Below are 22,359 nucleotides of genomic sequence, written 5' to 3' on the forward strand. Positions count from 1 at the left end.
AAGTGAAAAAGAAAACTACTACTATACGCTGTGAAGTAAATACATCTCATAGAATCAATGCTTTTGTTACTGTAGGTGGACATGATAGCCTACAAGAACTATTAGAAGTACTGTTAGATGAATATGAACAAACATTTTTTACCGATGAACGTAGAGAAATCCGCATATTAATTGATATATATATTACTAAAACAAAACAGAGCTCTAAAAAGTAACTAACCAAGTATACGAATCTACATGTAGATTTGTATACTTGGTTATTTTAATATTAAACTAACTAGTCAAAAAATGTTGTTTGTAACGTTTTAATACTTTGATCTCCAATTAAAGTTTTGACAACTTTATCATTTTTAATATGAATTAAAGTTGGTACAACTGTTACATCATACCTCTCTAAAATATCCTTCATTTTATCTTCACTATTTTTACGTTCTTTATCAATATTGTAATACATTATTTTAATTTTATTATTCTTAGCAACTGTTTCTAATTTGGGTAAAAAAACAGCGCACTCATTACAGGTTGGCCTTCCGAATATTATCCAGGAGTCATTAGTATTATTTTCTAATTTTAGAAAGTCCTCGTTAGAAATTGGGGTTAACGAATATGTTGAGTTCACATATAGATGATAAACAGGTCTTATAATTAACACACCAAGAAAAATGATAAACATGATTAATTTAGCTTTATTTTTCATTTAAGTCTCCTAAAGAGTAAAACAAGTAACAACTCCTCCAATTCCTCCAGCTCCAAGAGCACAAATACCACCAATACAAGCAGCACAAACTGGGTTAACCGTCAAGCAAGCTGCTGTACATGTCCCAGCAATAAGATATGCAACTGATCCACCAATGCCTAAAACTGCAGCAATACAAGCAACTTTATTCCCAAAACCTCTCGATTGTTTAACATTTATATTTTCTGTATTTTGTAAGTTTTCAAGTCCTTTTTGTAAGTCTGCATCTGAAACATAATCTAAATCAGTAGCTTTGTTTTCTATTAATTTACCATCCATAAAGTTACTTATAATAAATTTATTATCGTCACTTTTAGTGATTAATGACTCTGAATACGTAGATAAGCTAGAATCTTGATTAAAGACTAGAGTAAGATTACTGATTAAACTATAATTATCACCCTTTACTGGTAATGTAATTGAGGTGTATGTCGATCCAGCTTGATTCATTTCTAATGCTGTAACACCTTTATAATCATAATTTTCTAATGGAGCATTAGTTTTTACTTTTTTTGTAGCAATAAGATTAGCTACATTATTTTTCAATTCGTTAATTGCTAATTCATTTTTTATTTCTGTTGTTGTTTTGGAGTAATCATTCATATCTTTAAATGTTTTTTTGCAACTCTTTATCTTCATAAAATTCTTCTGTTTTGGTATCTGGTTCTTCTGTCATTGAAGCATCTACTGATCCTATGAAGAGGTTTCCTATAAAAGCAATTAAGATAGCTCATACAGCCAATTTATTTAGATGATTTTTCAGTTTTATTGATATTTTCATTTGTTATCGTCTCCTTAATATAGTAAAATTTAATTTTTTGTTAAAAAAAATAGGGTATTTTTAACATAAACCAAACACCAATTACAATTATAAAGATAATAAAAACAATTTTTTTATTATTTTTGCAATAAATATTTTCATTTACATCTTGGTTTTTGGTATATAAATACATAGTTACTAAATTCAGCATCATAATACTAATTATTATTAACATTTGTATTAAAGAAAAATTACTGAAATCTTTTTTTTGATTTAAAAGTAAAAATAAAATTAATAATATTGCATTGAATATAGGAATGCAATAAATATTTTTTTTCATATCACACCTGATTTCTTAAAAATTAACTAATTCACACTACTTCACCTTAATTCATGCTTTGAATGGAACATTGGTTTCCTCCCCCCACTATTCTTATAACGATAAAATAAAATAAGTTAAAAAACCATCGTTATAAACACGATTATTATACGGTATTCAATACATATTGTAAACACTACACATAAATTATTGTATTTTTAATTAAATATAGTTTGATTAAAAAAGACCTATACAAATAAATTGAACTGACCCATAGGTTGAGACAATTATAAAAACACACCCGTTGAATTCAGGGACTGAACACCTAAATTATAAAATAGTGCTCGTATTCGTGTAGTGAGGCTTTCTTACACCGAAGCGATGGGTTCTCCTATCATTAACTGTTTTAAAATGAACAAACACACATTTTTTATATGGTCCCACTCATAACGGATTCAATCTAGCCTTACTGATTGTCAAACTGTATTTATAGATGATACCAAAATTGAAACTTATGCCACTAATGTTTAGTTCCTTTGACGTAAATCTTTTGAAAAATCTACTAAGACAGAATGATTAATTAATTTGTAATCAAAGTCATTAACTATCGTTTTATGAGATTTTTCAATTAATACATATGATTCATATAAGACTAAAAAGCTCACTTATGTGATAATAACCATATTTTCAATACCAATTATGTTACCTTTAAATTAGTTTCAAGTGTACGTAAAAAACTAAAAGGAATGGTGTTTACACACTGAACGAAAAAGCAAAAACTATTATGACAGAAAACGATTATACAGTTTTAAAAAATACCGTCTATGATTTAAATAATCCAAATACGGTTAGAAGCGCACGTGCTAACTCATTTAGACTGACACTTTCTAACCAACAAGCAAAAACTCTTGTTTACAATTTAGGAAAAGCAACAGGAGCTGCTTCAATTATTGCTATTATTGCTGGTTTAGGTGGTGTGACAGCCATTATTAGTGTAGCCGTTGCTGCTGCAGGTATTACAGCTGGAGGACTTGCGAATCAAATTAATTATAGAAATAATGGAAAAGGCGTAACTCTAGATGTTAGTTTCACAGGAATTGTTGTAAAATCAAGATAAGGAGTTGATTAGCATGGATAAAATAAATACTCCACTTAAAACCATTATTGCCATAGTGATTGTATTATTATTAATGTTAGTTGTATCTAAAATAATATGGAAGCAACCATTGAATTATTCTGATATTCTCATGATTATCGCTGGTATCCTAGCCATTTTTGGAACTTGGCTTAAAACAAAAAAATAAATTTGCAAAACGCCATCTACTGATAGATGGCGTTTTTAGTTAATCTAATTACCTTCCTTCAAATCATATGAATGAACTACACAAACAATAACTAATTCCTCACCAAAATCACCTATGCTACATGGAACACGCTATTTTTTGAATAGTATATCTTTATTCTATTGCGATACTTACATTAGCTTGAGAATATACCATTTATTATTGCCCACGGCACTTAACTTCAATCCAATCATCAAGCCACACTTTTTATCTATCTCATCAATATTTCTCCTTCACTGTTCTTTTTTAGTTGTTTTTAAAGTCTAAATTCAGTAAAGGTATCATTCATATAAAACTCATCAAAACAAAGAATCACTAGTTTCGCATTTTGATACGTTTCATTTTTATGTACACAAGTGGACTAGATAGTGTCAAAATAACTCGGACAATGCTAGAATGGAATACAGCTATCTACTTAGGCGGTTTAGTAATACTTATGTGCTTATCATTTTCTTATTTTCCATCACTAGCTTATTTAATTGAAGTATTTTGTACTGTAGTAGTTAAGAACTGATTGTAAGTTTTTATCGGACAAACATGAGTCCAACTGTCTCCTAAAAAAATTTAAACGATAACTTATTTGTTGCCGTTTAGTTTCTTTCATCTCATAACCATCGTTTCATTGGAATTTTACTTTTCGTCCTAGAGTAAGTTATACCGAGTAATACCACCCAGCCTACGACTTTCTCTATTTACAACGTTCAATGCACTTGCTTTCAGATATCTAATCAATCTTTATTTTTCATCCGAACTGTTGTAAAGAGAAAAATAGTGTAGGTATATTTTTTCTTTTACTCATGAACGATTATCAGAAATTTATGAATAAGCATCGACTACCAAATCTTTTTTAGTAAAAGACTCTCTCCCAAATTTAGTCGTTGCTGCAGGGAAACACCTCTTTCAATGGTTATTAATTCTCCTTAATTATTCTTTTTAAAATCTAAATTCATCTAGGTTATCGTTTAAGTATCCTAGTTAGAGTCATTAAAATTAAAACTAGTCATCCTAGATGACAACTAGTTTTAATTTTATCTCTGAGCCATTTAAGGCATATTGGTTTTCATCTAGCGTAAAGCATTCATATTTTAATATCGCATTCTCATACTCGCCTGCAGTCACTTCTTCATCTAAAGTAATCTCATATAAACCTTTTCCTGGTTCGACCAACTTTGATTCCCAAATTTTTGTCCCATCTGGCAGTAAGATACTCATTTTGAAATAACACTTATTCGTTTCTGGATTATATAAATTAACAGATTGCTCTGTTGTATCGGATTTTAATGTTATTGTTTCATACCCTGGTATTGCAATTGATTCGGGTTCTGCTAATCCTTGACTTTGTTTTTTTCCAGTCCACATTTCTCCTTCTGTTTCAAGTCGTGAACCTGTAGATTCTTTATTTATCACCTTATATGCAACTCCTCCACCAATTAATAGTAATAAAACTAACACTAAAATAATCCATCTTTTTTTGTTGTCTTTGCGCTTTCTCATTTTTATTCCTCCATTATTTAATTTTTTGTTTATTTTTTTACCCATTATTCTCTTCTATATCATAAATTAACTATATCATTAAAAGACTTACAAAAATTTTCAATAACCTCAAACACGATTTACCAATTTTGATTATATCTATAGCGTTATCTAATTTCATGTTACTTCTTAACCCACTCACACTAGTTTCTTAATAAGTTCAAAAAAAGAACGCTTAATTAAGCGTTCTTTTTTCTGTAAATAATGAACACCCATCCTAGTAACAATGAGCCTACTCCCATAGAAGAATTTTTCTTTTCTCCTGTTTTTGGAAACGTATTATTTGGGTTAGAATTTTCGTTAATTCGTTCTGAATCTTCTTTTTCCTGCTCATTTATGACTTTTGATGAATGATCAATAATTAGTGTAAGAGTTGTTTCTCCATTACCCTCGGAAGCATATGAATCACTTGGAGAAACACATATGCTCGTCAATAATATACCTAGTAGCACCAAAAACTTAAGTTTTTGTCTCATATGAATCTCCTTTCTTCCATCACTAATTTATTTAGTTGAAGAAACATTTTGTAATGTAGCAGTAAAAACAAGAGTTGCTTGATATGTTCCAGCTTTTGCTGCATTAAAGTCTGCTGTTTCAATTGAAATAGTTAAAGGATGTTTTTCTTCGCCTGAAACACCGGCTTCACTAATCGTTGTGCCGGTAAAATCAGTCGCATTTTCTAGTAAAGAAAAGGCTAAAACATCTGTATGATCCACACGTTTAAATACACCCTCGTGAGTAGCTTCAACCGCAATTTCTTTTAACGGTTCAATACTTCCAGAAATATAAAGTTCTCCAATGTTTGAACTTGCTTGATTCAATGTTTGGCTCATTGGAATATGCAATTCCCAAGCACTCTCATTTGTAATAGTTAAATTGGTCTCATCTGCATAGGCTACTCTTGCACCTAGTCCTAAGCATGTTGTAGCTAATAATGATGCGCTAATAATTTTTTTCATTAATTAATCTCTCCTATTTTTTATTATAAAAGATAATTTCTTATCTATTTATTAGTTTAATACTAAATCTTTTTTATTGCTTACGTTCACTAATTCTGTTTGAAAGGTAATCGTACCAGAGTACGAACCGGCTAATAATTTACCTACAGGTGGTCCAATTAACATCGGAAGACCACTTTTAATTCCACCATTTGTGTCACTTGTTTTCCCCTCAAACGTCCCTACTAAATTTTCAGATTTAGTTAACAACTTATCCTCAGTCATAAGTCCACTTTTCTTTTTATACAATGACGTTGTTACTTTATCGTTAGAGTTTTTCCGATTCAAATCAATATTCCCCTCATCGGAAACTCCTTCAATAACTCGTACCTCAAGGTTTTCTGAAGGGGTTATATTCAACTTTGTCCAAATAACAAAGGAAGTTGATTCATTTTTGTTTAAAACAATTCTAGCTGGAATTTCCATCTCGTATGAACTAGATTGCATATATTCTACCGAAGATGTTTTTTCTTCTTCTGCCCTAGCACTGTTTCCTAAAAATAGACCAAGTATTGCAACTGTTGCAACTAATAATTTCTTCATTTATTCTTATTCCTTTCTGTCACTCATACGTAATAACAAAATTTAATATTCCTTTATATTTCCCAGCGTAAACATTTTTTTTGGGGACTCCCATTGTAATAGTAGCATCTGCAGTGATTTGGGCTCCGTCGCCTGAAGATACAGTGAGTTTATTCTCTGGATTGTTCCAAGTTAACGGGGCATCCAAAGAACGGTTAGGTCGATCTTCGTTTACTAGCGTCAATACAGTTTCTTTAGACGCAACCGTTAAGGTTTTATCTCCATAGTTTGTTCCTGAAATATTTATAGTAGAAGAATCATTTAAATCAACAGTCGCAGGAATCGTTACTTCATACAAAGAGGTTAAATTTTTTTTAATTGTATAGTTTTGAGTAATGGATCCAGTAAAATCAGGTGTCGTAAAAGAATACGAGTCAGGTAACTTGTACGACCATTTTGTTGTAAATACACCTTCATTATTTGAAAAATCACGCCAAGTTACACTTGAATCATTTGGATTATATATCCCCTTAGCACTGTCAGAAGTTGGGATAAGACGTTGATTATTCGCTTCAAGATTCGTAACCGGCATTAAATTTTGCTGATAGGGAGTATCATCAATCGTGATGTCAGGCAAAATAATCGTCTGCTTGCCTAGCCATAATCCACCCGTGTTCCCTATTACTCCATTTAAAGGGTATCCTTCATAAACAGCCAATGGAGAAATATCAACTATATTATTTTCCTCGAGAAAGATTCCTTTAATTTCCCCATATTGCTTTAAGTTAGCAATTGGCGTTACATCAGAAATTTCATTTTTATCAAGCCATAACAGCTGCAATTTTTCTAATTCAGCAAGAGGTGTTACATCTGAAATATGATTTCCGGTTAAACTCAATCTTGTAACGTTTTTAGCATACTGTAACCCTTCAATTGAGGAAATTCCCATTCCCGTTAATCCATTATAGGGAGGCTTGTCTAATTTTAATAAATCTTCTTTTTTAATTTCATTTGCTGGAATTTTCAATATAGCGGAAAGAGCGGATTGTAAGTTTTTATCGGGCATCCATGAATCTACTGTTTCCTCAGAATTGTCTACGGACAAGTCTTTTGTTGCCTCTTGGATAATGTTAGATTCTTCTACATTTTCTCCCATCTCTATTTCTTTTTTACTATCCACCTCATTTTCTAATAAATTTCCTGTATCTGTCGATATCTCTTCTAAATAATCTTCACTGCTTTCAACACTATTCAAATCCTGTTTTGTATCTCCTTCTGTCACCAGATTAATATCTGCCTCCTTTGCAGAAACAAATTTTATTCCATTATTATATATAACTCTTACAGCAAATAGCGATATCGATAAAAAAGCAACCATCAATAAAATAAAGTTTTTTTTTTTCAATTATTGTTTCCCCCTTATCTATATGATAACTATATCAGGAATTACCTATTAAAATCCTTCAATAAATGTAAATAGAAATTACGAATTTTGATTAAATTGGTGATTTTTTATCTGCACAGCATTAATTTAAAAATTAATAACAATTAACAAACTTAGTTATCATTCACAAATTCCCACGTGTTGTTCCAATAAACAGTGACTGGATTCCCATCTGCATTTAGATACTCGACAGAGACTTTATTTCTAATTTCACTAACTGGAATATCGATGACTTTTGATTCTGTTGTTGCTTTATTCGTTACTGAAAATTCTTTGTATTTTTCTCCATCAATGAAAACATTAAAATGATCAATGTTGGAATAATAGACATTTAAACGATTATTCACGATATTCAGATAAACACCCGGATCTATTACTGGACGTAGGTAATAAGTTATCCAATACTCTGATGTTGATGCTGTAAATTGTAATGATAAATTACTTTGTTCATAATTATGCGTCTCTCCCTCACCAGTCTCCAAATTTGTTAGTGTTTCTACACGATCAATTTGATAAAAACTGGGCACATTTAATTGAATGTTTAAAAAATCATAGTTAATTTTTCTTTTGGTTTCAATATCAGAAAATGAAATGGTCCCTTCTCCTACTCCTGATTGTATATCGTAGTGTGATTTACTCGCATTTTCTCCAGTCGTTCCCCCCTTTGAATTTATTACAGTCACTTTACCTTTTTCAGGAATAGCAATACTTTCAGATTCTTCCTCTATTACTTGCTTAATATGCAATTTTGCAGGCTTTGTATAAATATAATTGAGTGTGTAATTTTTTGTTACATCAGGTATCCTCACAACTGATTCAGCATCTACTACTTCAACTATATTCGTATTATCAATTTGGTATCCATAGTTTAGATAGCTAGAGATACTAGGAAATACCTTTGAGTAGTTCTCTTTTTTTGCGACATTAACATGGTTATCTTCTTGCAATTGATTGCCAAAATCGTCTGAATAGGTTTCTGTAATTTGAAATTCTGTCATCACTTCATTAATTTGAATCGTGGTAACCTCACTGATATTGTTCGCACGATCTACTGCCACAACATGAAGATATTTATCAGCGTCTTTTGCGCCATTTATTCCAAATATTTTTGCTGTTGTATCATAAGTTATAGCCGTGCTATTAGGTGGCGCAACATATAAATCATATTTTTCCTCAGGAATTCTACCATAACTGTTCTTATAGCTTTCTACCTCTTGAGAAAGATCTGAAGTAGGCAAATCATCTATTTGATAAAAATAGCCTGCAATATTACTTATAATGGTTTCTTCAACAACATCTGACTTTAGAAGTCCTTTACTCTTAGAATCCGCCTCCACATACCACTGATATTCCTTACCTTTATCAAGACTATTTATACCAATAGTAAAGGACTCAAAGGTTCCGCCGAGATTTGTTAGAACGGCTTTTTCTGGAGCAACATCATCTGAAACGGAATAATCATCAGCGTATGATTCTAGGGATACTTGTGCTAGGTTATAAAGCGTATTCGCGATAATTTTGTTTTCTGATTCAGTCGAGGCTCCATTACTATGACCTGTTTGAATCATTGAAACATTTTCATTGGTTTTTAAATACCAACCTGATCTATATTCACCATCATCAAAAATAGATGTAACTCCCCACATAGAAAGATCAATAAACTCAAACCAAACTTCTCCAACATCTTTTTTTTGTACCTCAATATTATGTGTATCGGGAATTGTCAAAACAACATTTTCTTCCATCTCAAAGGGGAATTTCATTAAATAACCATCATTCACTAGTTTAATTTTTTTTGATCCAGCCCAATGAGTAGTATTTTGTCCAGTGCTAGCATAATTATGACCAAATGTAATTCCTAATTTTTCAGCAAATTTTTCCATGTTTTTATTTTCATTCACTACATCGGGTCTATCCCCAGCTATGGTATCATGACCAAAGAGAACACCTCTTCCGTCATTTATAAAGTCCATGATATAGTCAGATGGTTCTTTTTCCATTTTGACATGATTATTCCTATCCCAGCTACCAATTGTAATCACATCATATTTCCAATCCCCTTTCCCATCTTTTAAATATTTCAAGGGATTCATATTATAGTCTTTGTTGGAAACTGGTGTAACTTCAATTAACTTTTCATTTTTCTCATTATACATATTCAAACTATCCATCCAAGCTTTAAAAGTATTCGACTCCGCCCTATCTGGATATATATTCAAAACTTTCACTACTTTTCCATAATTAGTTGATCGATTATCCCAAGTAGTACCTTGATCTTCTGATTGGAATAGACGGTAGCCCTTTTGGGTTAAGTCACTTATATTATCCCAATCAAGCTCTACATAATTTTTTTCATTGACATTATCCCACTTACTCTCAACTTTCATCCTGAAGTCTCTAGCAGTAACAATTGATGCTCCTTTCACCATAATACTTGGCTTATTCAACAACTTTATGCCAACTATTCCCACACCCAAAATGGTCAAAAAAATAATTGATATCGATAGCTTTTTCTTCAATTCATATTACCTCCTAATGAAATTTACGAATTCATTTCTATCGCACTTCCCGTTTCAAATTTTGACAAATAATACATTTCGATAACGACGGTAGCTGAATAAGAGTATTCTCCACCTTCACCTGTAGATTCACTAGCACGATATGTGACATCCTGAACTTTCACAAACCGTTCTCCTTGCTCTAACTGATCTACAAAAGAAATTAATTTTTTTTCGCTATCGCCAACTACATCAAATCCTATTTGAACTTTTCTTAATTGTTTTTCTGCAGTCTCTTCTTTGGGGTAAACTAATGAGTCTTGAAAACGAATACTTTTGTTTGAAATTGCCAATGAAGAATCTATCGCCTTTAACTCTTGAAAATAGCTCTCTAAATTAATCCCATTAGGAATAATCGGAGACTGAATCACTGCTTCAGATTCAAGTAAAATCTGATTATTTTTTAATTTACCTAAATTAGTTTCTATTCCTATGATTTCATTTTGAAGAGTGCTTATTTTTTTTTGTGAATCTGCTAATTTAATTTTTTGAGGAGAGATAAACAAAAACCAACTACCAACAATAAATAGAATCAGAATTAATGCAATTCCAACTGAACTAATAATATGTTTTTTGGTAAATAAGATACGATTCATTTGTTTGTCTCCTCCTCATTTTGATTTTCCGTTTTTACCACTCGAATAATAAATTCAGATATTGTTTTACTAGATTCACTAATCATACTAACCGGCTGCACATCATATACCCAATCAATTTTTTCCAGTTCGTCTATAAATCGAGGTGTGTTGTCGTATAAATCGCCACTTAAACGGATAGTCAAAGGTTGCAAGAGACTCTCACCAGTGGAACTTACTTCAATTTGATTTGAATCTTCTTCATTTTCTTTTGCAGTTACTTGATAATTTAAGATTTTTAAATTTAAATCATTCGCAATTTTTTCAAAAGTCGCCATCATTGGACTGACTAACTGCTTCTGTGATTTGTATGTTTTAAGATGATTTTGAATATCAAGAGACTGCGCTTCTTCTAGTTCAGAAACTTGTTTTTCGAATGTTATTTTTTCGACTCTAGCTTGTTGTAACTTCACCGTTGCACGATTTAAATTGACATTAAAATAAATACCAAAGGCAACAAATAGTAAGATAAAAAAAAGAAATGCGGCGCTGGTGGCAAAAATTATGATGTCTATTGCTCTATTTTTTATAAATTTTTGTGGCAATAAGTTAATGTTCATTCGTTAGACCTCTTTCAATGCTAAACAGGCTGCTAATAAAAAGCGAGGTGGAATCTGTAGCAATTTTTTTAATTTAAGTGCAGACGTGAGTACACTAACTGGAATATCATTTTTTGATTGGATTACGTCAGATACTTCTTTCTTTAATCGAGGATGACCCCCAACTAAATAAATTTTAGATACTTTCCCTCCTTCGGAAATATCTGTTTCAAAATAGCGAATTATATTTTGAATCGTTTCTCCAAGTTGTGTAACAGCTTCTGCTTCATCTTTAAAGTCAGGTATAATCTGTCCATCAACTTCTTGAAAACGCCAATTTATTTGATTATAATCTTCGTATTGAACATAAACTGGTACTAGTTTCTCAAAAATAGTAATAGTCGCTTCACCAGAATCAATTTCAACTAAAGCAAAACTTTGCCCCCATTCAATTTCTCTTTTTAAGATGGATGTATAAGCCAATGCACTAAAGTCTACTCCTGCCAGGTTGCCTCCACCATCAAGAATAACATCACCAATTTCTTCCAATAAAGGTTCTGACGTTATCAATACAGGAACATTCCCATTAACTGCAAACCGATTGCGCTTTACTGTCTTTACTTTGACTTGTTCCAAATCTCCACTACTAGCTTGCTCTTTCTTCATTTTTTTAGTCTTTTTTTCTTTTTTTTGTTTTTGATTAGGTCGATCTAGAATCAGCAAGTCAAAAATGGGATTTTCAAAAGGTAATTGAATGGATTCTCCTAATTCAAAAAATAAAAATTCACGGATTTCCTTTTCTGTTTCCATTTTTTGTAATGGTATTTGTTTAATAAGCAACTTTGAATTTAGCGCTGAAATCACAACATGAGGCGCTCTCGAGTGGGTTTCTTTACAAATATCATGAATAATTTTCACCAGTTCTTGTTTATTCTTCAAGCGGTTGTCTTTAAAAAAATTCCCTTGTGCCAGCTTTTCTCCGTATAACCAACGTCCTTTATGTAGTGTGCAGTATCTGACCACATTTTTTTGTATATCGATTCCTAAAATCGTTTTTCTACTTGTAAACATACATATCCTTCTTTCAATCTAAAATATTAGCGTCTAAACAATTGGATCATTGCTTCTATTTGTCCGGATGTAAACAAATAAATAATAAAAGATCCTATCGCAATAGACGGCCCAAAAGCAATCTGTTTTTGTTGTTTCTCTGTTGCTATGATAGTGATAATATGAATGATAATGGCAATTACTGAAGATAAAAAGAGAGAAATCAGCGCTCCAATTGGTCCAATAAAAACCCCAACAACTGCAAATAATTTAATGTCTCCGCCTCCAACTCCGCCTTCTTTTAGCAATCCTAATAAAAATAACGGCAAAAATCCAGCGAAAAATCCAGCGATTGGATACCACCAAAAATCATTTTGAGGAATGAGGACCCGTTCAATAATTCCTAGGATAAGAAAAGGAAATAAAACTTTATTTGGAATGATTTGATACAACCAATCAGAAACACTAATTGTAAATAATAAACAAATTAAAGTAAAACTAACAAGTATTTCGGGAGATAATCCCTCAAAAAAGGCGCTACTAACGAATAATAGACCAATAAATACTTCTAAAATAGGGTTGCTTATCCCTATTTTAGAAGTACAAAAGTAACATTTTCCTTTTAACTTTAGATAAGAAAACAAAGGAAGGACATGCCACCAACGAAGTTCGTTTTGGCATTCTTCACAATGTGATCGTCCCAAGATTGTTTCTTTTCTTGGAATTCGATACCCCACCACCATGAAAAAGGAACTTAGACACATTCCTACAATAAATACATAAACATAAATAATAATTTGTTGCATTTGATTCATAAAAAAACTCCTTTTTCATTGGTGTGATCGTTTATTTAATAGTTAAATCATACACTCAATTTTTTATTTTGCTGGCCACAAATCAGAACGTTGTAAGCCAAGAATCTCTTCATTCGTTTTATTAGTAAATCCTAAGCTATCTATAGTACCTGCTTTTAAAGCTCCATTTGGAATCGTCATTGTTAAAGAACCATCTTTTTGGACATTAAACAAAATTTTATCTGTATCATTCCATGTATCGCTTGGAACTTCAAGATAACCGTTTTTAATTAAAACTTCCAAATTAAAACCAGTTGATCCACCATTGGTTAAATCTGTTGATTGATATAATTTAGCCGCATTCATAGCTTGTTGAACATTTGAAACACCCGCATCTTCACGAGTATTTTGGATTACTTGACCAATTGCTGTTACACCAATTGCTGCAATGATAGCTAAAATGACTACTGTGGCTAGTAATTCAATAAGAGTCATCCCTCTTTCGTCTTTTAAAATACGGGTTAATTTACTTTCTTCTTGCATGTTAATCATTGTTGCGTTCATCATGTTAAATTTCCTCCTGATACTTTTTTATTATTTATATTAACCTAGAAGTCTAAGTTTCTAGAGTCATACCATCTTAGGGTATTTGTATTGGACAAGTGAAAAGGATAAATCAATTTATTTTTTATCCTTGAATCGTGGTATACATTGAAAACATAGGCAACATAATAGCTGCTACGATAAATCCTACTATCCCCGCAATCACGACCATCACTAGAGGCTCAAGAACTGTCTTGATACGTTTACTGTTTTCATCGACTTCTTTTTCAAATATAAGACTTAAACGAGCAAGCATTTCTTCCAAAGAACCGGTTTTTTCACCAATTTCTACCATTTGAGAAAGAAGAATTGGGACAATTGGACTTGAAGAAAAAACATTACTCAATTTCCCACCCTGTTCAATTTCTAATTCACATTTCGAGATGAGTTCTCGAATACAACTATTGCTCACAACTTCTTTGCTCATTTTAAGTGAGTTCACCATGGGAACTGAACTAGACAGTAAGGTAGACATAGTGGTCATAAATACAGCAAAATCATTTTTCTGCATGAACTCTCCGAATATCGGAATTTTTAACTTTAATGCATCTAACTGTAATTTGAAAGCTGAATTTCTTTTTAGAAGAGTAAAACCAATAACTATCGATACCACAACGACTAGAATAAAAAATCCTTTTGTCGTTAAGAAATTACTCATTGACATTGTGAGCTTAGTGATTCCAGGTAAAGGTGCGTCAAAACTTTCAAAAAAAGCTGCAAACATAGGAACAATTGAAATCATTAGAAAAACCCCAACACCAATTGCCGCAATAAACATCATAAGAGGATACATCATTGCTGTAATAATCGTACTTTTATTCTCTTGACTCTTTTCATAATAACGTGTTATTTGAGTTAAATTGCTTTCAAGTGATCCTGATAACTCTGCTACTGAAATGATGTTTATCAGTAATGAAGGAAAGGCATTCGGGTGCTTACGATAAGCAGCAGATAATGATTCACCACTTTCTAAGTCTTTACGAACTTCTTCTAAGATCAATTGAAACTTTCCTTTTTTTACCTGCTTTTCTAACATAGCAGACGCCTCTAATACAGTTATTCCTGCATTAATTAAGGTCGACATTTGTTGCAAATAGGGCACTAATTGTTTCATGCTAATTTTATTGAATATTTGAATCTCCATATTAGCCAAATTTTGCTCTTGTTCCACAATTGAAATAGCTTTTATTCGACTTTCTCTTAATTTTCCTTGTACTTCTGATACACTATTGCCACGAATATTGCCCATAATAGTTTCGCCTGTGGTTTTTATTCCTTCATAGCTATACAGCGTCATTATAATTCACTGCTTTCTTCCAAAAAGGATACGGCGATATCCGCATCAACACGTCCAGTGCGAATAAGTTTTGAAATTTCAGCTTCCATAGTATGCATTCCTTCTGCCTTTCCCATTTGCAGCATATTCCCAATTTGATGTGTTTTACCTGAACGAATAATATTGGCAATCCCCTTATTATTGACTAACATTTCTGTTGCTGCCACACGCCCTTTTCCGTCTTTAGTTGGAAGCAAACGTTGCGATAGAATCCCTAGAAGCGCACCTGCTAATTGAGCTCTAATTTGAGATTGTTGAATCGCGGGGAAAACATCTACAATCCGTTCAATTGTTGCCGGAGCACTAGAAGTATGCAATGTTCCTAAAACCAAATGACCCGTTTCAGCAGCTGTTAATGCTATCGAGATTGTTTCAAAATCACGCATTTCTCCGACCAAAATAACATCTGGATCTTGGCGAAGTGCAGCCCTTAATGCATTCCCAAAGGACTCAGTATCTCTTCCAATTTCTCGTTGTGAAATAATAGATTGCTTGTGTTTATGCACGTATTCAATTGGGTCTTCCAAGGTTAAGATATGAGTTTTTTTCGTATCGTTTAAATAATCTAACATAGCAGCCAATGTCGTAGATTTCCCAGATCCTGTTGGACCAGTCACAAGGAATAAACCTTGACTTTTATGAATCAAACCTTTTAAAACGTCTGGAACACCTAAAGAAGATAGACTTGGGATGTCAATTGGGATACGCCGAAACGCAATCGCCGTTGTCCCCATTTGCTTAAATACGTTCACACGAAATCTAGCGACATCCTTTAATTCATAGGCTAAATCAACTTCACCATTGTCCATAAATTCTTGCCATTGTTTTTCATCACATATGACTTTAGCAATTTGCGTAATTCGATCTGAATAAAGGATGCTAGAGCCTTTTATCGCGACTAGTTCTCCATTTAAACGCAAAACAGGCTCGATTCCTTCTACTAAATGCAAATCGGAGACCTTTTGGGTAACTGTCAACTTCAACCATTTTTCGATTAGTTCTTTAGGAGTTGCATCCGCATCATTCCAAAGAGAATCCGTTTCTTCTACTTGCTGTAACGAAAAATCTTCTGGATTATCTGACATCGGTAACTCATCGTCTGCTTCTATCGTTATTAAAGATTCTGGACTTAATTCTTCGTACTTATCTATAGCATCAAAATCAATACTAAAATCATCTTCATCATTATTAAAATAAGATTTTTTTTGAAACATCTAGTTCGTTCCTCTCTTTTAAGCTTCCATCACAGCGACTTTCAAGACTTCTTCGATTGTGGTATATCCTGAAATTACTTTATCGAAACCATCGTCAATTAAAAATTTCATTCCTTGATTTTTCAAGTAGTCTGTTAATTCTTCACTAGTCACATTTGATGTAATTAATTTCCGTATATCCGTCGTTATTACAAGTAATTCTTGGATAGCCATTCTTCCCTGATATCCTGAAAAATTGCATTTTGCACAGCCAGTTCCTCTACATAAAGTATTTGCATACATTTTATACTCTTCTAAAATTGCTGCATCTTGACTTGAAATTGGCTCTTCAACCCGGCAATTTGAACAAATTGTTCTTACCAACCGTTGTGATAATACGCCAGCTAAGGAATTCGCCACAAGAAATGGGTCAACCCCCATATCGATGAGTCGATTAACAGTACTAGCTGAGTCGTTTGTATGAATAGTTGAAAGTACTAAATGTCCAGTCATAGAAGCTCGAATTGCAATTTCTGCAGTTTCTCCATCTCGAATTTCTCCTACCATCACAACATTTGGATCTTGCCTTAAAATTGAACGCAGTCCGGTTGCAAAGCTCAGCCCGATATTGCTATTTACAGCAACTTGATTCAATCCCTCTAACTGATACTCAATTGGATCTTCTACGGTAATAACATTGACGTTCGGCTGATTTAATTCGTTTAAGGCTGCATATAAAGTTGATGATTTTCCAGATCCAGTTGGACCTGTAACTAGCACTAAACCATGTGGCTGTTTTAACAAGTGTCTCAAAGCAGTTAAATTTGCCGCCTGAAATTTAAAGTCTTCAAGTTTTCTAATTCCTACGGAGCGATCCATAATCCGAATAACAATTTTTTCGCCGTGAATAGTTGGTAGAATAGATACCCGTAAATCAACAATTTTAGTTCCATTCTTAAAAACCGCTCGGCCATCTTGTGGAGCTCTTGTTTCTGTGATATCTAGCGACGAAATAATTTTCAACCGAGAAATTACAGATGGCTGAATATTTTTGGGTAGCCTTTTTAATTCTCTTAATTCACCATCAATCCGAATACGTACTACCATATATTTTTCTTGAGAATCAAAATGAATATCACTCGCTCTCCTATCCACTGCATCTTGTAGCAAACTATTTACTAGTTTGATGATAGGGGAATTATCATTTTCAGGCTCTTCTGTTTTTGAGTAAGCGCTACTTTCCACATCTGGTGAAAAACCATCTAAGTTAATTTCTGATGGATAATCACGTACAATCAATTGCTGAATATCAACTTCATTTGCTTTAAGTGGCACAATCTGCATACCTGTTTTTAGCCGCAAATCATTAAGAGCTGGGTAATTCATCGTATTTCCAATCGCGACTGCTAAACGATTATTCTCATGATCTACTTCGAGAGGAATCACACTGTGTTCTTTAGCAAAAGACTTGGGAATTAGATTAATTAATTCAGAATTTATTGTATGTTTATATAAATCAACTGAACGTAGTTTTTTCAATTTCACTGGTTCTTCTGATTTAGCTTGATAGCTATCATATTTATTTCGATCCATCTATTTTTGCTCCCTTCTATTGTTAATAATTAATTTCATTTAGATAGTTGAACGTTCTAGAAATAATTTGAGAAGTATCGGATCCTGCAGAATTACTCGGTTTAACAATTGTTACTTCAGCATTTTCAGCCTTTTCATTTTCAGTGACTACTGAAACAGGAATTTTTTGACTCTCTAATTCGGCTTTCAAATCATCGGCATCTTTTTGATTAAATGTTTGGAGAATTACTTTCCCTTTTAGCGTTCCTTCACTTACACTATTAGCCAGAAACGAGGTATCAAAAAAGGCAAGTTCTGGTAATACTTTAGCTGAAAAAATAGAATCCTCTGAAATAGATAGAGTAAAAGGCTCAATACCAACATAGCCAAGATCCATTACTGCACCGTTTTTGAGAGTAATTGAATTCCAATCTTTTTTATCTCCGTAAAATTTTGTGACGTTTTCTGTCGTTTCAGTTAAAGACTTTCTTCTTTCTGTTTTTGGTGCATCAATAAAACTTTTTCCTGCAACTTGGAAACGAGTATTTCTTCCATCAAGTGATAATGTGGATGGACTATTCGGAATATTTATTGCACTATCTTGAAAATAAGAAAATCCTTCTTCCCCCTTTTCACTATCCAGCATTGCATTGGTTAACAAAAAATTCCCATCGATATTAATTTGTCGGAAATCGTCTTCTGTCGATTGAATGTCTGTACTGATGTTAAGTGGTCCAGCATAAAAATTAGAGCTTGCAATAACAGCAGAACCTTTAACAAATTCATTCCAGTAACTATCTTTTGGCGATTTACTTGATGCGCTACTTGAATAATTAGCAAATGAAAAGTTATGTGTATCTGGTTGTGTTTGAACAGCTAATTGTCCACTACCAAAAACTACACCTCCGTTTTCTATCGATCCTACAGTTGGGGTATGATTTATTAATAAGCCACTTGTTGAAAAACTCGCATCCTGCTCATCTATAGCTAAATATCCTTCTTGACCAGCAAAATCTATATAAGTTCCATTATTCGCAACGATATCTAGCGTTTGAATTGAATTTTTACTTGAAGCGTTGTTTCTTCTTAAAGAAAACAGATTGTTGACGACTAATTTACTAGAGGACGTACTACCTTCCAATGCAATACCATTTTCAAATAATAAAGAACCTTCAAAGGTTAACGTAGAACGAATAGCTTTACCAGTTGACGTGAAATTAAGTACTTTACCGTCTGTAATATCGATGATATGCCCATTTGAATACCCCTCTACATAAGAAGTTGTATTATCATAATCAGTAAAATTAAACACAGATTGTGTATTATTAAAGCGATAAAGTATATTCATTTTCCGCATCCATTCATCTGCCGATAAGTATCCAGCACTATTTGGTAAATAATACGAATAAACGACATTACGCCATACATCTAATTCATTTAATTCATCTGCAATGTCTATATCATTCCATTGAATTTCGTAAACATAACTGGCTTTGGCGATTGAGGTTTTTGAATCTCCACCTTTCTGTTGTTCACTAACTTCTGTTTTGATTTCAAAAGTAAGTTCTGCATTTGTCGCTTTAGTTGAGTTCATCATTGAAGTATCTTTTTCCCATCCATAACTTCCATTAAGTGTTGTTAATACATATGGCGTTATTTTCTCCTTACTAATTTTATTAATTGTTGTTTTGTATGAAAACTGTTTATTACTTCCTATTCCAGATTCATAACGTTCAAAACTAGCAAATAAAGTATCTATATCCCTACTAATAATTGAAACATCATTCCCAAAATCAATTGTTTCTAAGCCTGCAAGATACAGCTCAATTTCTTTTTGAATTTGGGTAGTTCCATCTTGCAACGCGTACTCTTCCACCTCTTTAACTCGCTTAAACTGATCTACTTTATCTACTTGAAAAAAGATAGTTCGTGCTACTAAAAAAATTCCACCGATTAATATTGATATCAAAACAATAGCGCCTAATGCGTATAAAAGAACGTACCCAGATTCATCTTTACCATCTGCCATTACCTGGAACCTCTCCTTTCGACTTAGCATCATCTCGATAACAAAAAACAGATTCACGAGAATAAAGAACATTAGGAAGTTCTTTTATCTCGTTATAATTCCAAAATCCTGTGATTTCATCATAATAATCAGAAAAATCAATTTTCTCATTATAGAAAAGAACCATCACCGTTGATTGAATAGAAAATGTATCACGATAATTGGGTGTCGTGTAAATTGTTTTTGTTAATTCATTTTCATTTTTTTGCTGCAAGATTTTAATTTTTGTTTCACTATTCTTCATTTGAAATATTTCTTTTGATTGATTTAAAGTATCTGTTATATCCGTAATCGCAATTCGATTTCCCCCAGGTCCTATCCTACTTGTTTCTAACCATTCCCCTGTACCATCTTCTTGAAGTAGTTTAACAATGTGAGCATCATTCCAAGCATTCGTCCCACTACTTCCAACGAATTTCCCTAAATAACCAGCCTGTTCATAGATTCCGCTAATATTACTAATTCTTTCGACTTGTGCTAAGATATTATTGGCTGTTTGCTGCATTTCAATTTTTTCAGCTTGAATAGAAGTTGTTTTAGAAATACTGAGCAATAAACCGGATACCAAGGCGAAAACAACACCACAAATAGTAAGAACACTTAATACTTCAATGAATGACAGACCTCGCTCATCTTTCACTATTCTCTGCACTTTAGTTTCCTCCTCAATATTCAGCAACCCAGTTTAGGTAAGTTTCAGTTAATAACCTTCCTGATTCTTTACTGTAAATTAAAATATCTAGTCTCACACCATCCTTACGTGGATTATAATCAGATCTATCACTTTTTCTTACTACTTGAACTTTTACCAACAGAGAATTTTCCACACTTTGGTTTACATATTCACCAATGTAATATTTATTGTACTCATCTTCTTGCAGCAAGGAGTCAGGCAATAAATCACCGGTAAAATTGTACTTTACTTTTGAAACAATTTCGCCTCTATCAATACTCCCATCTCTACTAATTTCTCCGTAAAGAGCATCACCTTTTGAATCAATTTGAATACCCGATTCATCTAAAATCAAATAGCTACGACGAATTCGTTGTTCTTCAGTTAAAGAAGATTCACCATTTTTAGGAGTAGTCAAAACAAATGTATTTAAGTTGGTAACGTCTTGAGTTTGAGCTCGATACGTAAGCCACTCTTTAATATCTTCTCTACAAAAAATAGCTTCTTCTTTCAACTTGTTTTGATCGATAACAATAAAGTTCTGATACATTAAAGAAGATAAACTTAATAAAGCAATTCCCAAGATAACCATCGTAGCTAAAATTTCAATAAATGAAAGCCCTTCTTCGTCAAGTATCGTTTCTTTGAGATAGTTCATATGTCTTTACTCCTGTTGCGACTGTGGCTTAAGTTCAATACTTGCTTCAGTTGAAATATCTTGGACTTTCCGTTTCATTAAACTTACTTTTTTCTCAAATCCATTTAACATTTTCTCTTCAGAATTATTGAATGAATTATACAGATTAATCGGAGTATTTGTATCAAATTCATTTACATTTTTAGTAGTTTTTTTTGATTGGCTTTTTACTCTATTTTGAATTTCTTCTAATTGTTTGTCTTCTTCTTTTGTTGTTTTTAAACTTTTCTTTCTCATCCCAGGAGCTACATCATAGTCTGTAAGTCGATATGTTTCAATTAATGCATTTAGTTTTTGAGCGTAACGCGTATCGGTAGCATATCGACCCGTTAAAAATAACGTCACATCTTTATAGGAAGAAGCATTTGTTTTCCATGTATTTTGATAAAAAGTAGCATTACCAGAAATCCCTTTCTTTAACAACACTGCGTAATCTTCAAGGCTTTCTTTGTAACTTGGGTATTTTCTAAAACCTGAATTAATGACAAACAGATTTCCACCTCCGTCATCTTCACTAGTTTGCATCACAACACTACTTCCTTGAAACTCACCTTTTACACCAAATAAATTGTAATTAGGTGCACTAGATAAGGTACTATTTCCAGATCCTGTTTCGAGAATTGCTTGAGCAATCATGACAGATGCATACAAATCGTTTTTCCATGCAATATCTTGCGCATCGTCTTTTAATGTTTCAATAAATTCTTCAGTAGTTTGATTTTTACTAACAGAAAAATAGTAATTATCTTCAAGCACTTCTTCTTGGACATTAGCTAAATTTTCATCTTCGTTGGGTGAATTCGTCAAGATTGTTTCGTTAGAACTTCCATTTATATCTGGTAGCACTTTTTCTTCATTTGAAGACTGATTATTCTCACCGCTTGCACTTGACGAATCTTTATCTTCTTCACTTGAAGAGTCCTTATCTTCTTCACCTGACGAATCTTTATCTTCTTCACTTGAAGAGTCCTTATCTTCTTCACCTG

22 protein-coding genes are annotated in these 22,359 nt (G+C 32.7%); 2 read left to right on the forward strand and 20 right to left on the reverse strand.

Going from position 1 to position 22,359, the window contains the following annotated elements:
* Positions 1-277 precede the first annotated feature (277 nt).
* Positions 278-697, reverse strand: a complete 420-nt coding sequence (locus CDIMF43_RS12500; RefSeq protein WP_074401632.1) for a thioredoxin family protein — start codon at positions 695-697, stop codon at positions 278-280.
* A gap of 9 nt (positions 698-706) precedes the next feature.
* Positions 707-1,375 carry a hypothetical protein gene (locus CDIMF43_RS13835; protein ID WP_109842197.1) on the reverse strand — a complete coding sequence of 223 codons (669 nt, stop codon included), beginning with the start codon at positions 1,373-1,375 and terminating at the stop codon, positions 707-709.
* Positions 1,376-2,599: 1,224 nt separating this feature from the next.
* Between CDIMF43_RS13835 and CDIMF43_RS12515 the strand changes: the two genes are divergently transcribed.
* A complete protein-coding gene (locus CDIMF43_RS12515) occupies positions 2,600-2,932 on the forward strand; it encodes a hypothetical protein (RefSeq protein ID WP_074401630.1) in 333 nt (110 codons plus the stop codon).
* Between the two features lie 13 nt (positions 2,933-2,945).
* Positions 2,946-3,119 (forward strand): hypothetical protein, encoded by a 174-nt coding sequence (locus CDIMF43_RS13640; RefSeq protein ID WP_162532950.1) that lies wholly within the window; start codon positions 2,946-2,948, stop codon positions 3,117-3,119.
* Positions 3,120-4,163: 1,044 nt separating this feature from the next.
* Here the strand turns inward: CDIMF43_RS13640 and CDIMF43_RS12520 are convergent.
* The 18 genes from CDIMF43_RS12520 to CDIMF43_RS12605 form a co-directional block, all read right to left on the reverse strand.
* On the reverse strand, positions 4,164-4,652 hold the full coding sequence (locus CDIMF43_RS12520; RefSeq protein ID WP_074401629.1) for a hypothetical protein: 489 nt from the start codon (positions 4,650-4,652) through the stop codon (positions 4,164-4,166).
* Positions 4,653-4,870: 218 nt separating this feature from the next.
* On the reverse strand, positions 4,871-5,167 hold the full coding sequence (locus tag CDIMF43_RS12525) for an LPXTG cell wall anchor domain-containing protein (protein WP_074401628.1): 297 nt from the start codon (positions 5,165-5,167) through the stop codon (positions 4,871-4,873).
* Between the two features lie 27 nt (positions 5,168-5,194).
* On the reverse strand, positions 5,195-5,650 hold the full coding sequence (locus CDIMF43_RS12530) for a hypothetical protein (protein ID WP_074401627.1): 456 nt from the start codon (positions 5,648-5,650) through the stop codon (positions 5,195-5,197).
* Positions 5,651-5,701: 51 nt separating this feature from the next.
* A complete protein-coding gene (locus CDIMF43_RS12535; RefSeq protein WP_074401626.1) occupies positions 5,702-6,232 on the reverse strand; it encodes a hypothetical protein in 531 nt (176 codons plus the stop codon).
* 19 nt (positions 6,233-6,251) lie between these two features.
* Positions 6,252-7,616 carry a leucine-rich repeat domain-containing protein gene (locus tag CDIMF43_RS12540; RefSeq protein WP_109842198.1) on the reverse strand — a complete coding sequence of 455 codons (1,365 nt, stop codon included), beginning with the start codon at positions 7,614-7,616 and terminating at the stop codon, positions 6,252-6,254.
* Positions 7,617-7,768: 152 nt separating this feature from the next.
* Entirely contained in the window at positions 7,769-10,174 is a 2,406-nt protein-coding gene (locus tag CDIMF43_RS12545; protein WP_109842199.1) for a hypothetical protein, read from the reverse strand.
* A 23-nt stretch (positions 10,175-10,197) separates the two neighbouring features.
* Entirely contained in the window at positions 10,198-10,809 is a 612-nt protein-coding gene (locus CDIMF43_RS12550; protein ID WP_074401623.1) for a hypothetical protein, read from the reverse strand.
* Complete coding sequence (locus CDIMF43_RS12555) at positions 10,806-11,408, reverse strand: hypothetical protein (protein ID WP_109842200.1); 603 nt, start codon at positions 11,406-11,408, stop codon at positions 10,806-10,808. Before CDIMF43_RS12555 ends, CDIMF43_RS12550 begins: the two co-directional genes overlap by 4 nt.
* A gap of 3 nt (positions 11,409-11,411) precedes the next feature.
* Positions 11,412-12,458, reverse strand: coding sequence for a type IV pilus biogenesis protein PilM (gene pilM, locus CDIMF43_RS12560; RefSeq protein ID WP_109842201.1), 1,047 nt, complete (start codon positions 12,456-12,458; stop codon positions 11,412-11,414).
* A gap of 26 nt (positions 12,459-12,484) precedes the next feature.
* On the reverse strand, positions 12,485-13,252 hold the full coding sequence (locus CDIMF43_RS12565) for a prepilin peptidase (protein ID WP_109842202.1): 768 nt from the start codon (positions 13,250-13,252) through the stop codon (positions 12,485-12,487).
* Between the two features lie 63 nt (positions 13,253-13,315).
* Positions 13,316-13,798, reverse strand: coding sequence for a type II secretion system protein (locus CDIMF43_RS12570; protein WP_074401619.1), 483 nt, complete (start codon positions 13,796-13,798; stop codon positions 13,316-13,318).
* A gap of 121 nt (positions 13,799-13,919) precedes the next feature.
* Positions 13,920-15,131: a type II secretion system F family protein gene (locus tag CDIMF43_RS12575; RefSeq protein WP_074401618.1), complete on the reverse strand. Its 1,212-nt coding sequence runs from the start codon at positions 15,129-15,131 to the stop codon at positions 13,920-13,922.
* Positions 15,131-16,384, reverse strand: a complete 1,254-nt coding sequence (locus CDIMF43_RS12580; protein WP_109842203.1) for a type IV pilus twitching motility protein PilT — start codon at positions 16,382-16,384, stop codon at positions 15,131-15,133. The genes CDIMF43_RS12575 and CDIMF43_RS12580 overlap by 1 nt, the downstream gene beginning before the upstream one ends.
* An 18-nt stretch (positions 16,385-16,402) precedes the next feature.
* Positions 16,403-17,956: a GspE/PulE family protein gene (locus tag CDIMF43_RS12585; protein ID WP_109842204.1), complete on the reverse strand. Its 1,554-nt coding sequence runs from the start codon at positions 17,954-17,956 to the stop codon at positions 16,403-16,405.
* Positions 17,957-17,978: 22 nt separating this feature from the next.
* On the reverse strand, positions 17,979-19,964 hold the full coding sequence (locus CDIMF43_RS12590; RefSeq protein WP_074401616.1) for a hypothetical protein: 1,986 nt from the start codon (positions 19,962-19,964) through the stop codon (positions 17,979-17,981).
* Positions 19,951-20,655, reverse strand: a complete 705-nt coding sequence (locus CDIMF43_RS12595; protein WP_109842205.1) for a PilW family protein — start codon at positions 20,653-20,655, stop codon at positions 19,951-19,953. Before CDIMF43_RS12595 ends, CDIMF43_RS12590 begins: the two co-directional genes overlap by 14 nt.
* 13 nt (positions 20,656-20,668) lie before the next feature.
* Positions 20,669-21,334, reverse strand: coding sequence for a type IV pilus modification PilV family protein (locus CDIMF43_RS12600; RefSeq protein WP_109842206.1), 666 nt, complete (start codon positions 21,332-21,334; stop codon positions 20,669-20,671).
* 6 nt (positions 21,335-21,340) lie between these two features.
* Positions 21,341-22,359 (reverse strand): glucosaminidase domain-containing protein (locus CDIMF43_RS12605; protein ID WP_109842207.1); only part of this gene is annotated, 1,019 nt, incomplete at its 5' end.

This window comes from Carnobacterium divergens (assembly GCF_900258435.1).
GTDB lineage: Bacteria > Bacillota > Bacilli > Lactobacillales > Carnobacteriaceae > Carnobacterium > Carnobacterium divergens_A.